Annotated in this window: 12 protein-coding genes and 2 pseudogenes; 11 read left to right on the top strand and 3 right to left on the bottom strand. The window is 62.8% G+C overall.

What is annotated here, in order from left to right:
* The first annotated feature begins 46 nt into the window (after window positions 1-46).
* The 4 genes from ABIC21_RS08030 to ABIC21_RS08015 all read left to right on the top strand — a co-directional run bounded on the left by ABIC21_RS08030 (window position 47) and on the right by ABIC21_RS08015 (window position 4,492).
* Entirely contained in the window at window positions 47-1,351 is a 1,305-nt protein-coding gene (locus ABIC21_RS08030) for an aromatic ring-hydroxylating oxygenase subunit alpha (protein WP_354349872.1), read from the top strand.
* Entirely contained in the window at window positions 1,348-2,763 is a 1,416-nt protein-coding gene (locus ABIC21_RS08025) for a ferredoxin reductase (protein WP_354349871.1), read from the top strand. The genes ABIC21_RS08030 and ABIC21_RS08025 overlap by 4 nt, the downstream gene beginning before the upstream one ends.
* Window positions 2,764-2,852: 89 nt before the next feature.
* Window positions 2,853-3,224: a TfoX/Sxy family protein gene (locus ABIC21_RS08020; RefSeq protein WP_354349870.1), complete on the top strand. Its 372-nt coding sequence runs from the start codon at window positions 2,853-2,855 to the stop codon at window positions 3,222-3,224.
* A 2-nt stretch (window positions 3,225-3,226) separates the two neighbouring features.
* On the top strand, window positions 3,227-4,492 hold the full coding sequence (locus ABIC21_RS08015; RefSeq protein ID WP_354349869.1) for a flavin-containing monooxygenase: 1,266 nt from the start codon (window positions 3,227-3,229) through the stop codon (window positions 4,490-4,492).
* Between the two features lie 32 nt (window positions 4,493-4,524).
* Here the strand turns inward: ABIC21_RS08015 and ABIC21_RS08010 are convergent, their stop codons facing one another.
* Together ABIC21_RS08010 and ABIC21_RS08005 are read right to left on the bottom strand one after the other, a co-directional pair.
* Window positions 4,525-5,373 (bottom strand): esterase/lipase family protein, encoded by an 849-nt coding sequence (locus ABIC21_RS08010; protein ID WP_354349868.1) that lies wholly within the window; start codon window positions 5,371-5,373, stop codon window positions 4,525-4,527.
* Between the two features lie 363 nt (window positions 5,374-5,736).
* Window positions 5,737-6,407 (bottom strand): annotated as a pseudogene (locus ABIC21_RS08005) (helix-turn-helix transcriptional regulator).
* A gap of 109 nt (window positions 6,408-6,516) precedes the next feature.
* Between ABIC21_RS08005 and ABIC21_RS08000 the strand changes: the two are divergent.
* From ABIC21_RS08000 to ABIC21_RS07970, 7 genes and pseudogenes are all read left to right on the top strand, one after another.
* The gene (locus tag ABIC21_RS08000; RefSeq protein WP_354349867.1) at window positions 6,517-7,257 is read left to right on the top strand and encodes an alpha/beta fold hydrolase; all 741 of its coding nucleotides are present in this window, start codon (window positions 6,517-6,519) and stop codon (window positions 7,255-7,257) included.
* A gap of 221 nt (window positions 7,258-7,478) precedes the next feature.
* Window positions 7,479-8,054, top strand: a complete 576-nt coding sequence (locus ABIC21_RS07995) for an HNH endonuclease (RefSeq protein WP_354349866.1) — start codon at window positions 7,479-7,481, stop codon at window positions 8,052-8,054.
* A gap of 194 nt (window positions 8,055-8,248) precedes the next feature.
* Complete coding sequence (locus ABIC21_RS07990) at window positions 8,249-9,766, top strand: zinc-ribbon domain-containing protein (protein WP_354349865.1); 1,518 nt, start codon at window positions 8,249-8,251, stop codon at window positions 9,764-9,766.
* A gap of 74 nt (window positions 9,767-9,840) precedes the next feature.
* Window positions 9,841-10,066, top strand: a pseudogene (locus ABIC21_RS07985) (alkaline phosphatase D family protein); the annotation flags it as partial.
* The gene (locus ABIC21_RS07980) at window positions 10,065-10,307 is read left to right on the top strand and encodes a hypothetical protein (protein ID WP_354349918.1); all 243 of its coding nucleotides are present in this window, start codon (window positions 10,065-10,067) and stop codon (window positions 10,305-10,307) included. The pseudogene ABIC21_RS07985 and the gene ABIC21_RS07980, both read left to right, overlap by 2 nt.
* Window positions 10,304-11,557 carry a hypothetical protein gene (locus ABIC21_RS07975; protein WP_354349864.1) on the top strand — a complete coding sequence of 418 codons (1,254 nt, stop codon included), beginning with the start codon at window positions 10,304-10,306 and terminating at the stop codon, window positions 11,555-11,557. Before ABIC21_RS07980 ends, ABIC21_RS07975 begins: the two co-directional genes overlap by 4 nt.
* 218 nt (window positions 11,558-11,775) lie before the next feature.
* Entirely contained in the window at window positions 11,776-11,988 is a 213-nt protein-coding gene (locus tag ABIC21_RS07970) for a Wadjet anti-phage system protein JetD domain-containing protein (RefSeq protein ID WP_354349863.1), read from the top strand.
* A 13-nt stretch (window positions 11,989-12,001) separates the two neighbouring features.
* Here the strand turns inward: ABIC21_RS07970 and ABIC21_RS07965 are convergent, their stop codons facing one another.
* Entirely contained in the window at window positions 12,002-12,415 is a 414-nt protein-coding gene (locus tag ABIC21_RS07965) for a hypothetical protein (RefSeq protein WP_354349862.1), read from the bottom strand.
* Between the last annotated feature and the right edge of the window lie 53 nt (window positions 12,416-12,468).

The following is a 12,468-nucleotide window of genomic DNA, read 5'->3' as shown; positions in this document are numbered from 1 at the left end:
GTCCCCACGAATCGCACACTTACCCACCCCTCCCGGGAGGAAACACATGTCTGCTCCAGTGAACGTGCCCATCAATTCACGCGGAAAACTCGCTTCGTCATTGCCTGCCGAGCAGCTGGCGGAAATCACCGAGTTGTTCGATTTCCGGCGGGTGGGATATTCCCTCGATGCCCCCTTCTACACCGATCCGACGATTTTCAGCATCGACATGCAGGCCATTTTTGGCCAGCACTGGATCTTCGCCGCCAGCATCGCCGAGCTGCCGGAACCGGGCGACTACGTCACCGTCGACTACGGGCCCTACTCCCTGATCGTTCTACGCAACGACGACGGCGGCGTGAACGTCCTGCACAATGTGTGCCGCCACCGCGGCGCCCGGGTCCTGACCGAAGCCGCCGGGACAACGGGGAACCTGGTCTGCGGCTACCACTCCTGGACCTACTCCCCCAACGGCGATTTGATCCATGCCTCGGCACCGGGGGAAACGAAGTTCGACAAGGGCTGCTTTGGTCTCAAGCGCGCCCACAGCCGCGTGTTCGCCGGACTCATCTTCGTCTGCATTGCGGACGAACCGCCGACGGATTTCGACGAAACCGGAAAGATCTTCGAGCCTTACCTCGCGCCCCACGATCTGTCGAAGACGAAAATCGCCTACCAGCAGAACATCATCGAGGAGGGCAACTGGAAGCTCGTCATGGAGAACAACCGTGAGTGCTACCACTGCGACGGCCACCCGGAACTCGCCTGTTCCCTCTTTCCCACCTGGGGGCTGACGGAGGGCCTGATCCCGCCCCATCTCGAGGAGGTGTGGGACCGCAACAAGGAGGCACAGTCCTCGCTCGAGGACCGTTGCCGCCGCTATGGCCTTCCCTATGAGGTCATCGAGGAGCTCGACACCCGCGTGGCGGGAATCCGCATCTCACGAGACTCACTCGACGGTGACGGCGAATCGTTCTCGCCCGACGGGCACAGGCTCTCCAAGAAGCTGCTCGGCGACTTGCGGGACTTCCGCCTTGGCCGCTGCTCGATGCACCTGCAGCCCAACAGCTGGTTCCATTTCCTCGGGGACCACGTCATCACGTTCGCCGTCTTCCCCGTGAACGAACACCAGACACTGGTACGCACCACTTGGCTGGTGGCTGACGACGCCGAGGAAGGCGTCGATTACGACCTGGAGAAACTTACCCACACTTGGAAGCAGACCAATCTGCAGGACAAGGCGTTCGTGGAGCTGTGCCAGAAGGGCGCCGGCAGCCCCGCCTATGAGCCCGGCCCGTACATGAAGAGCGAATACCAGGTCGAGGCGTTCATCAACTGGTACGTGCAGCGCGTGCAGGAGCACCTGGCATGATTGAACTCCTCACTGAGACGGCAATCCAGGAACCACAGCGAATTCGCGGTCTTGAGATGCCGTGGAACAGGGTGATGGGCAGCACCGAGGGACCCGCCCGTGCCGCCCGCGCGTTGGGTCCCTGGCATCCGCAGGAGTTCATGGCCGAATGTGTCGAGACCGTTCCCGAGGTGGGCGGCATGATGACCTTCGTGTTCCGCCGCTCCGACGGTGCGCCCCTGGCGTTCCGCCCGGGCCAGTACGTGAACATCGCCTTTCCCGTGAACGGCGAGGACCAGGACGCGGTGGACCGCAGCTACTCGCTGTCAAGCTCCCCCACCAAGCCGTGGACCTTCGACATCACAGTCAAATGCGACCCCACAGGACTGGTCTCACCGTGGGTGCACGAGAACGTCAAACCCGGCACCGTCCTCGAGATGCTCGGACCGGTCGGGGCATTCCACCTGCCCGACGCAGACCGGCGGGCACGGTACCTCCTGCTGGCCGCCGGCGCAGGCATCACCCCCATCATGTCGATGTTGCGGACTATCCACTCCCTGCCCGGACAGGCCGATGTCGTGGTGCTGTACCACGGAGCGGAAGCCGGAGGCTTTGCCTTCCACCAGGAGTTGGCCTACATCGCCTCCGTGGACTCGCGCGTCAAGGTCTTCTACTCCCTGGGCGACCGCAGCAAGCCCGAGGGGTGGGAAGGGCTCACCGGAAGGCTGACGGCGGCCATGCTCGACGAGGTGGCCCCCGATGCCAACGGCCGCCAGGTCTATGCCTGCGGCCCCGAGGGTTACCTGAACACCGCCACCGAGCTCCTCGAGAAGATCGGCGTCGATGACACCTCCATCCACATGGAATTCTTCTCGGGAGACCGCCAGACAATCCTTGAATACCAGGCGGAGCTCGCGCTGGCAGTGGACATTGCGGAGGAAATCGCCGAGGAAATCGCCGATTCCGCCGAGGACTATTACGAAAGCCAGCCCACCGCGTTCGGGCTCTACGAGCCCGGCTACGACGCCGAAGGAACCCTGAAGGCCACCGGGCTGCCGCTGGAAACCGTCGACCCGGATGCGCCCTGTACCGAAGCCCCCGACGGCACTCCGGACGCGGGGCCGGAGGCCGGGTCCCCCGATGCCTCGAGCTTCGACACGGTCGGAACGGGACCTCTCACCCTGTCCTTCATGCGCACCGGCATCAATGTGCGCATAGACCCCGCCGAGCACATCCTCGGGGTGGCCCAGCGTGCAGGCGTCAGGATCGGCGCGAACTGCAAGGAAGGCATGTGCGGCTCCTGCAAGGTCGTCAAGCTTTCCGGGGAGGTCGAGATGAACCATCAGGGCGGGATCCGGGCACGGGAAATCGATGCGGGCAAGTTCCTGCCCTGCTGCTCCACCGCGCGGACCGATCTGGTGATCGACGCCTAGGCGCAAGAACAAGCGCACCTGTACTGTGTCCGGCGGCGGGCATATCCTGCAGGAAGAACCGACCCTGACCAGCAATTCCGAGGTACCCCATGGAAATGCCGAAAGCGTCCGACGCCGGCAAGGACCGCTTCCGCTCGGTGCTGCCGGACAATCCTGAGGTGGTCATCAAGCCGATGTTCGGGAACCTCGGGGCGTTCGTGAACGGCAACATGTTCGCCGGCCTGTTCGGCCCCACCATCGGGGTGAAGCTCTCCGAAGCGGACAGGGAACTACTCGAAAGCACGGAGCGGACCGTTCCGTTCGGGCCGGCCGAGCGCCCCATGGGCGGCTACACAGGGCTGCCGGAGGTCTGGAATGCCGAGGGCGACGGCGATAAGGCCCGGGCCAGGGCCTGGGTGGAGAGAGCATTCGAACACGTGGCCGGGCTGCCGCCGAAGGCCCCGAAGGCTCCCAAGAAGTAGCCATGCCCTCCCCCGGCGCAGAACCAGTCCACGAGGTCAACACCCTGGTGATCGGCGCGGGGCAGGCCGGCCTCGCCACCAGCTACTGGTTGAGCCGGCACGGCGTCGACCATCAATTGCTGGAGCGGCGGCCGGAACTGGGCGGCGCCTGGCAGGACCGCTGGGATTCGTTTTACCTGAACACCCCGAACTTCTCGTTCCTCCTTCCGGAGCTGACCTACGACGGCCCCGAGCCGGACGCATTCCTCCACCGGGACGAGGTGATCAAACTCTTCCGGAACTACGCCGCGCGGATCAATGCGCCGGTCCAGCCCGGCACGGAGGTGACCCGGGTCAGCGCGGCAAACGGCGGCTTCGCCGTCGAAACCAATCAGGGCCGCTGGCAGGCACGGAACGTGGTCCTCGCGAACGGCGCCTTCCAGCTCCCGCGCATCCCGCCGGCTGGCGCCGCGCTGCCAGGGCACATCCGCCAGCTGCACAGCCACGACTACCGCAACCCGCAGCAGCTCCCCGACGGCGCCGTGCTGGTGGTGGGCACCGGGCAGTCCGGCGGGCAGATCACCGAGGACCTGCTCGACGCCGGCCGGGAAGTCCACCTCTCCGTCTCGGCCTGCCCCGAGGCCCCGCGGCGGTACCGCGGACAGGACGTGTTCCACTGGATTCTGCAGGTCAACCTCCACGGCCCCGAGTACGGCATCAACGGCCTCCAGGCGGAACAGCTCCCCACCCCCGCGGCGCGCTTTATGTGCAACCCGCTGATCTCCGGCAACGGCGGCGGCCACGGCATCCATCTGCGGGACATCGGCCGCCGGGGCGTCCGGCTGCACGGCCGGTTTGAGGGAACGGACGACGGCGTACTCGTCTTCAGCGACGACCTCCCCGCACGCCTCGCCCTCGCGGAGGCGGGGTTCGGTGCGCGGCTGGGTCGGCTGGCCGACGCCTACATTCACGCCGCAGGCATCGACGCTCCGTCCCCTGATCCTGTGGCGGTGGACGGCTGGCTGCCTGCAGAATCGGGGGCGCGGCTCAATCTGGCTGCCGAGGGCGTCACATCGGTCATCTGGTCCACCGGCTACGGCCTCGACTTCGGTTTCCTCGACGTGCCTGTGCTCGACCAGTGGAACTACCCGCGACACAGCCGCGGCGTCACCGAAGTCCCGGGCCTCTACGCCGTGGGCCTCCCCTGGCTCACCAAACACCTGTCGGCCACACTGTCGGTGGTGGGCGACGACGCCGAATTCGTGGCAGGACAGATCGCAGCACGCTGACCGGACTGTGTTCTGAACCGCGCTGACGCCGGCTAAACGCAGCTGGGCTGGTACGCCGGATCGGCGGAGCCGGAGGCCTGTCCCAAGGCGTGGGCCACGAACTGGTGCACCACGGGGTCGTTCGGCGTCTGATCGTGTTCGAAGACGTCGGCCGGGCACTTGTCCTGGATGGTGATGTTGGTGACCTGACGTGCCGGGCCGTTGAGGAACTGGCTGTTGTAGGGGATGACCACTTCGTCGTAGACCGTGGAAAGGACCGTGTAGGACGGTCCCGCAACGGTGTCGCCGATGGAGTTGAGCTGTTGCATGAATGCCGATCCCGCCTGCTGGTCGGCGCAGGAAGCACAGCCCAGGCCGGTGTAGTCCGGAGGCGGGACGAATCCCGGCGGCGGGACGATCACGCCTTCGGTGCCGTGGTTGGAGGGTGCGATGCCCACCAGGTGATGGACGTTCTTGGCTCCGCCCAGGAAGCCCATGTAGTAGCGGGGCATCATGCCGCCCTGGCTGTGGCCCACCAGATCCACCTTTTTGGCGCCGGTGGCAGCACGGACCGCGTCGACGAACGGGGCAAGTTCCTTCGCCGATTCGGTCACCGGTGCGGTGGCGTACACGCCGTTCGTCTCACCGTAGTTGAGGGCGAACACGCAGTACCCCTTGCTCTTAAGGTAGGGCGAGAGGGTGGACCAGTTCTTCGCCATGCTCTCGAAGGTGCCAGGCACCAGGATGACGGGATAGGGGTGCTCGGCGGAGGGCTTGCAGGACCAGTCGTTGGCTCCGGGCGGGGAAACGTCGAGGGTGCCTGCCTGGGCGGGAGCCACGGCAAGGGAGCCTGCGAGGACGGCGGCGGCGGCGATGGACAGGGTTCTGGTGAGCAGTGACATAGAAACCTCTTTGTTCGCGTGTCAGCGGGTGGGACCAGCCGCGGCTGCCGGTTCGTTGTGCCGGTCGAATCGTCGCCGCGGTCCTAGAATGCTAGGCAGATCAAAAGCCCATGCGGCGTGGACTGCACGGATGTGCGAGAAATTCGGCCGCGCAGCTGAACTCGTGTTCCGCGGGCGAAACACCCTCATTCACCCCATAGTTACTGGTGAGTAGCTATTCTGGCTGGGGGCAGGTCCAGGGACAGCCGGGAACATTTTGCACAAACGTTCACTTCCAACGCGGGGAACAGCTGGTAAAGGACGAAGTTGGCACTTCGACGGTGTTGGACTACGTGCACTCACCAAAGAGGTTGATTGAGTGACTCATTCGCCCCGACCGTGCACCGGTCTGGCGTTCGCTGGGGGTTCTCCGACCTCGTGGATGGTGTGGCCGCTGCAAGCCGTCTTGGTTACGCTGGCTCGCTCGATGCGCGACATGGTGAACCATCGCATTGCGTTGCGCAATCGGCACCACCCAATTAGGTACCACTGGCCGTTCGTGGAGGCGAACAGCACTGGCTCAATGTCGCGGGTGGTCGTGGTCTCGTCTCTCGACGTGTAGCGAATTCGGATCACTCGCTGCTCGGCCATCGCCTCCTCCAGTGCCGACCTGATTGTGCGCGAAGAGGAGGGAATCGCGTTGACCCAGACGCGGCCGGCCAGCTCGTCGGCTCTTGCCCGGGTTCTGGGATCGAGGACGTCCAGGATCTTCTGGATACCTGCTCCTGCCAGATCGGCGTAGGGAGCATCGGGTGCAGCGGACACGGCCGCCATGAGCGCCACGGCCTGCGCCGGGGACAGGCTGACAGGCTGACAGGCGGCAGGGACGCGCCTACGGCCAATCCGTAGCCACCGCCCGGACCTGGGCGAGACCATATAGGCGCACCGCTGTTCTCTAACGCATCGAGGTCTCTCTTAATTGTGCGCACGGATACCTCGAACTCTCTCGCCAACCGTTCGGCGGAGACCCCCCGCGCGCCGCTGCGGCGCAACATCACGGACAGGGCATGGAGCCGTTCGGCTCGCTTCACAGTTCAGGCACCGACAAATTCATGACATAAATAGTGACATACCCTTGTCCGTGGTGCCTGCAATGGTCTTGATATGACAAATACTGCAAGCAGTCCGACCATCATTCTCATCGCCGGCCATTGGCTGGGCGCTTGGGCCTGGGATGAAGTCCTTGAACACCTGACAACCGACCACTCTCGTGCAATCGCGATGACACTGCCCGGGCTCGACGGGGACGATCCCGAGCGTGCGGCGAAGACTCTCGACGATCAAGCCGCAGCAATCCTGGGCGTCATCACTCAACTCGGGGCCTCCAAAGATCAGCCCGCAACTCTCGTCGCTCACAGTGGGGCGAACGCCCCCGTCAGCCTCGTCCTTGACCGTCACCCCGAGCTTGTTCATCGGGTCGTGTGGGTCGACTCCGGCCCTATGGCGACGGGAAGCGTCTTCGCCCCAGACCTCCCGGAGGGGTTGGAGGAGCTTCCGTTGCCGTCCCTCGACGTCCTCGCAGAGCAGGCGAGCCTCGAAGGCCTGAGCGCAAAAATCCTCGAGCGTTTTCAGGCCCGGGCCGTCCCTGAGCCCGGACCCGTGCTTCGTCAGCCCGTCGAGCTCACGAACGATGCCCGCCGCAAGGTCCGGACCACCCTGGTGTGCTGCTCGATCCCGAGCGCGCAGGTGTTGGAGCTGGCCCGCGCAGGCCATGCCATGTTTGCCGAAGTCGCGAACATCGAGCACCTCGACGTCCTTGACCTCCCGACGGGGCATTGGCCTATGTGGAGCCGTCCCCGCGACCTCGCCCAGGCCATTCAGTCAGCGGCTTCTCGAACCAACTGACCCAAACGCTGGCATCGACGGTGATGCCCGGCTGGTTGAACCACTCGACAGCACGAACGATCAGCACCTCCACAAGGACCGCTTCTTTCATCTTCGCAACCCGGGTGTTGGCATTCGCAAACCTGCCAAAACATCTAAGAATTGCGGGCACGACGGTACGCTCTCCCTAGCTGCAGCGCAGCTGGGTTTCGACCGAACTGAATATCGATGGGGACGACTGAATGGTGGAACTGAAACGCATCTACTGGAGCCGCCACGCTCTGCGTGCGGCTTATTCGGCTGTGGTTTTGTGGTTGGGCGCCTCCATTGTCCTGGTGCTCATGCCGAAGGCGAACCCGGCGGGCAGCCGCAGCGCAGCCACCGCCGCTGGAGTTCTTCGCGGCATGTTCGACGGCGTTCTGGCTGCGGTCGCCGTCCCAGGGCTTTTTCTCGTGGTTCTGGCCATTGTGGCGGCGGTCATTCGCGCCCGAGACATGAAACGCCGGGACCCGGTCCGGCGTTTTAGCCGCCAGCAGCGCCGGGAGGGTATGGCACGCGCGGGCGGCCAGTGCGAGATGGAGGCCGGACTCCGGCGGCGGTGCCCGCTGCCGGCTGAGCACGGTGACCATTTCTACCCGTGGTCCAAGGGCGGATCCACCAGCTTGGAGAACTTTGTCGCGGCCTGTGCCCGGTGCAACCGGACCAAGGGCGCGCGGGTTCCTTCGCCCGGTCAGCAGGCAAGGATGGAACGACGGCGGCGGGAGTACGTTGCGCCGGCCGGTTCCGTCAGCGTCGGCGCGCGGCAGCCGCTGTCCTGAACGGCCTGACTTGGATTCCGCGCGGGTTCCTCGCGGGTTCCTCGCGTCAAGGTTACGCCTTCCAGGCAAGCACCGGCCGGTAACTGAATTTGTGGGGCGGCCCCGGCAAAGTCGCATCTTCCAGGACGTCGTTCGTTCAGCCTCATCGCTTTGAGTGCTGAGGTTACTAAACAAGAGCCGCCACGGTTAAGCTCGTGCCTGTGCACCAGCAACCCCTATGGATATTAACCCCTGGCACCAACTCGTCCGCTGGCCCAGCGGAACTTGGAACGTGCGCCCCCGGCTTAGCAATCGCAACGCCCACCACCGCCCGTAGAAGGCGGCAACAACCCACGAGTGATGAAGGAATCCGGTCACTCGCACACTTATTTCCAAACATTGCTGCGCAATGGGATCACGCCAAGAATCCACTCCCGCCATCTCACGTTCGGCCAGGAAGCAACCGACAAATATGGTGGCTCTGCGAGAAAGGACATTCTTGGCTTACTTCGCCATATGTGCGAACGAAAGGGCACGGCTGCGCCGCCTGCAAAGGCATGAAAGTGGACCGTCTCGACAATCTCGCTTTGGCTAGGCCGGACCTACTCCCGACCTGGCACTACCAGCGCAACAAGGCTGAACTCGGTCTAGCGCCCACAGACGTATTGCCACAGTCCAACAAGGTTGTGTGGTGGACATGCCCGGATGACCACCGGCATGAGTACGCTGCATCTCCTTCCGCCCGTTTCCGCGGCCGGGGGTGCCCCTACTGCGCAGGAAAACAGGTCAACGAATCCAACAGCCTGGCAGGAACAAGACCCGTTCTGGCCACCGAGTGGGATCCGGCAAACAATAGACGTCCCGAGGAAGTGGCCAGCGGCAGCGACTTCAAAGCCGCCTGGATATGCCGGAAAGACAAAACGCATAGGTGGATTGCCGCAGTGAGCTCAAGACCTGCCGACGGGGCAGGATGCCCCTTCTGCAACGGCAAGCGCCCCACCGACAGCAATCGACTGGACCTGAACCGGCCCGCGCTAGCGATGCAGTGGCACCCCACTAAGAACGGAGCGCTGACACCTTCGAAGGTGAGCATTGGAAGCAACCACCGCGTCTGGTGGGTATGCCCTCAAGACGCCACCCATGTCTGGGCAACCAAAGTTCGTGCACGCGCTCAGGATGGCGACGGCTGCAAATGGTGCGCACCCGTCATAAGGTCCCGAATCGACATCGCCCTGGCGTGCGAATTCGCAGCAGTCTTCCCTCACGACGTGGATCCGTTTAGGCAAAAACGCGTGGATCTAGGCCACAACAGGCCTCACAGCATCGATATCCTCATTCAATCCTTACGGATTGCCATCGAGTTCGATGGCTCGTACTCCCACAAGGGCAAAGAACACGATGAACGTGACACCCAAAAAACAACAAAGCTTCGCAGCGCCGGGTACAGAGTCGTTCGTATCCGAGAGGAGCCCCTGCCACTACTAGATCCCCAAAACGACGTCTCAGTCGAACAAGCCCGGGTCCCTGATGCGAAAGCCATAACGAATAAGGTCCTGTTTCACCTAGTGAATCTTGGCTGGGTGAGCCCGGAAGTCACGGCCTCCTATCTCCGGTCACCCGACGCCTGGGCAGCCGAAACGGCAGCGCAAATCTACGAGTCCTTGCCCGCGTCCGAACGCTTCGTCCCCTTGAGCGCCAAAGCTGCAAGAGGTCGAAGGAAATCAGAGCGATAATTTCAACAGACTCTTTTAGAAGCGAGCCGCACTCCGTTCAGCGGAAAATTTCCCGTAGCCAACTGTCCTATTCGTTCCGGCGGCGCCGTACCGCCGCATTGCGGGCGTCGTCAGTGCCGACCGGCGTCGATATGAAGATTTACTGCACCATCCAGATGGGGGGCAGCTGGCCACTTCCACATGATGGACACCCGGCAGTACCGCGACGACCCGCTCGCCGGAGACGGCCGGAAGAAGAACGTGGCAGGACGCCTCGCCGAGGACCGGACCATCACCCGTGCGGAGCAGGAGAGGTGGCTTGCTGGAAGAATTCAGCTTCAAGGACTCCACCCGGGTTCGTGCATCCTGGGCGCCAGCAGGTGTTTTCACGCAGCGCTACAGCCATACCGGAGAGCCGGAGATCCGCACCATGACCGCCACGGTGGCCAAGTTTTCGGTAAGTATCCATTCAGGCGAAGCGCTCGATCATCTGGACACATCGGCGACACTTCCTGAACGTTGGACCCGAGTGTCGGACCCTTGTGCCAGAATGCAAACGTGAATGAATCAAGCAGCGAAGTCGGGATCCACGTCTCCGGGGGCACCGCCGTTCTGGCAGGGGACCCGGACCTAATTAGCACTCTCCTTTCTCGGTTGGACGTTGACGCCAGCCAGGTGCGAAAGGCGGGTAGGGGAACCACCGATCTGGTCGCGAATGCCACGGGGCTCGGCGCGATCTTGTCGGCTTTGGACGGCAGCTGGGTGCAGCTCACCCCAGAGTCCCACCTGCGGCTCATGGAGTTGGCGAAATTCAATCTTTCCCAGGACGGCGTGTTCACCGGAGTGCTCCGTGGAGCAAAGGGCCAAATAGTTTCGTTTGCCCAGTTCAGGACGGGCGGCATGAACCCGCTTGTCATGACCAACCTTGCGACCCTGACCGCAACGATGGCACTTCGAAACGCCGTTGCGCAGCTCGAGGAACTGGCGCAGGCTATGGACGTCAAACTGGATCGCCTTCTTGACGACAATCGAGCACGGGCACTCGGCGACGTACAAGGTCTAACCCAGGTACTCCTCCGCGCATTCGAGCTATACGAAGAGACCGGCAAGATCACGGACACTGCCTGGTCTCAAGTCGCAGGTCATGCGACAGCACTTGCACAAGCGAGTTCGCACGCTTTAGCTCAAATCGAGAACCTTACTGGATCTATGAATGCTCGCTCAGTCGCTGATAAGGCAGGCGCTGCTGAGACCATTGCAGACCGAGAACTGCGTTCATGGCTTGTCATCCTGGCCGCATGCCAGGCGAATCAGCAGCGCCTCGAAACGCTTGAGCTGGTTCATCTCCGCCAACGCGATCCAGGAGCGGTGCAGGCACACGCCGCATCCATAGAAGGATCAGCGGCAAGGCGGGAGCAGGCCGCCGTGAGCCGGCTCCAGTCTTTGTTGGACGCGCTGACATCCGCCGCCAACGTCAGCGACTTCAACCGTGTTCGCAGCCCACAGAAGAGTCGCTCGCTGTTGAACTCCGCTGAAAGCGCCAGCCGGCTGATCGGAACCTTTGCCGAAATCTACGGTCTGGATGGCTTGCTTCAAGGGGAGCTAGAACGCGAGACGTGGCGGAAGTCCCTGTCCGATTTCGCCAAAACCACGACGTCGGCAGTTTCTTCCGTTGCTAAGGCCGTCCCCGTTGGGATCGCAAAGGCAGGCGGCGATGTTGTGATCCGCGCGGCGGCCCAAATCGAAGGCAAACGGTCACCAGGTAACGAACTTCCAGAATTGATCTCTGAGAAGCCTGGAGAGACCCCCTAGCCGGCCTGACTCTAGGGTGCAGGGTCATTGATGTGGATCGCTGACCCCAAGAAGCTGTCAGCTAATTTTTTCTTTGGCAAGGCTATGAGCGTCTGCCCGTTACCTGCCGCTCTAACTTCGCGATGCAGTTGTCGGAATCCCTTTGTCAATGGCCAATAGTTTGTGCCCACGGGCGGCCAGCAAAAATGCCCGCTGGGCGGGCAGTTCCGTGGCCGCCTATGGGCAGTTTTTCATGGCCGCTAACACTGGAGCACCGGGACGTGTGGGGCAGCGAGCCGACTCCGTCCACGGCTGCCCTGACGCGGCTGACCGGCGAGGAGTCGGCGCTTTACCAGGCGTTGGGGAATGGCACCTTTGGCCCGGCCGTCCGGCTGGAGCAGGAGCTGATCCGGTGGGACTGGACGCTGGAAAGACTCCTTCCCGCCGGCTGAGCGTCGAGGCTCGTCAGTCATCCATGGTTTTGCCGCTCTCCAGTGCGCCCATGAGGTCGACAAGAAATTCTTCCTTCATGAGGCTCTGGAGTTGCAGGTCGGGTTCGGCGACTCTGCGCTCGACCAAATCAAACAGCTCCGCTATTTCCATGTCGTCAGCAGCCTCGACTTCCTCGCTCTTCAGGACGCCCCAAAGTCCGCGCTTCAGTTGCTGGGCGCCCATTTCGTAACTTGGCTTCTTGGCCAAAGTCTTGACTACATAAACGCATGTGTCCTTGCTGGGCTCTGCCAAATACGAAACTTGTTTCTCGTCGTCAACGTCAAGATCCAGGCTCCAGTGCAACTGGGATGAAGTCGTATTCTCCACCAGAGCATCGAAGAGCACTTTCCAGTCAGCCTTCGTGAAAAGATCCTTGATAATCTCCATCGTTTACCTTCCCAGTGGTTGTTGCGCTGCCATTCCCCCGAGTCAGGGTCTGC

It is taken from the genome of Pseudarthrobacter sp. PvP090, from assembly GCF_040547365.1.
In the GTDB taxonomy this organism is placed as follows: domain Bacteria; phylum Actinomycetota; class Actinomycetes; order Actinomycetales; family Micrococcaceae; genus Arthrobacter.
This window is presented reverse-complemented; position numbering and strand designations above follow the sequence as displayed.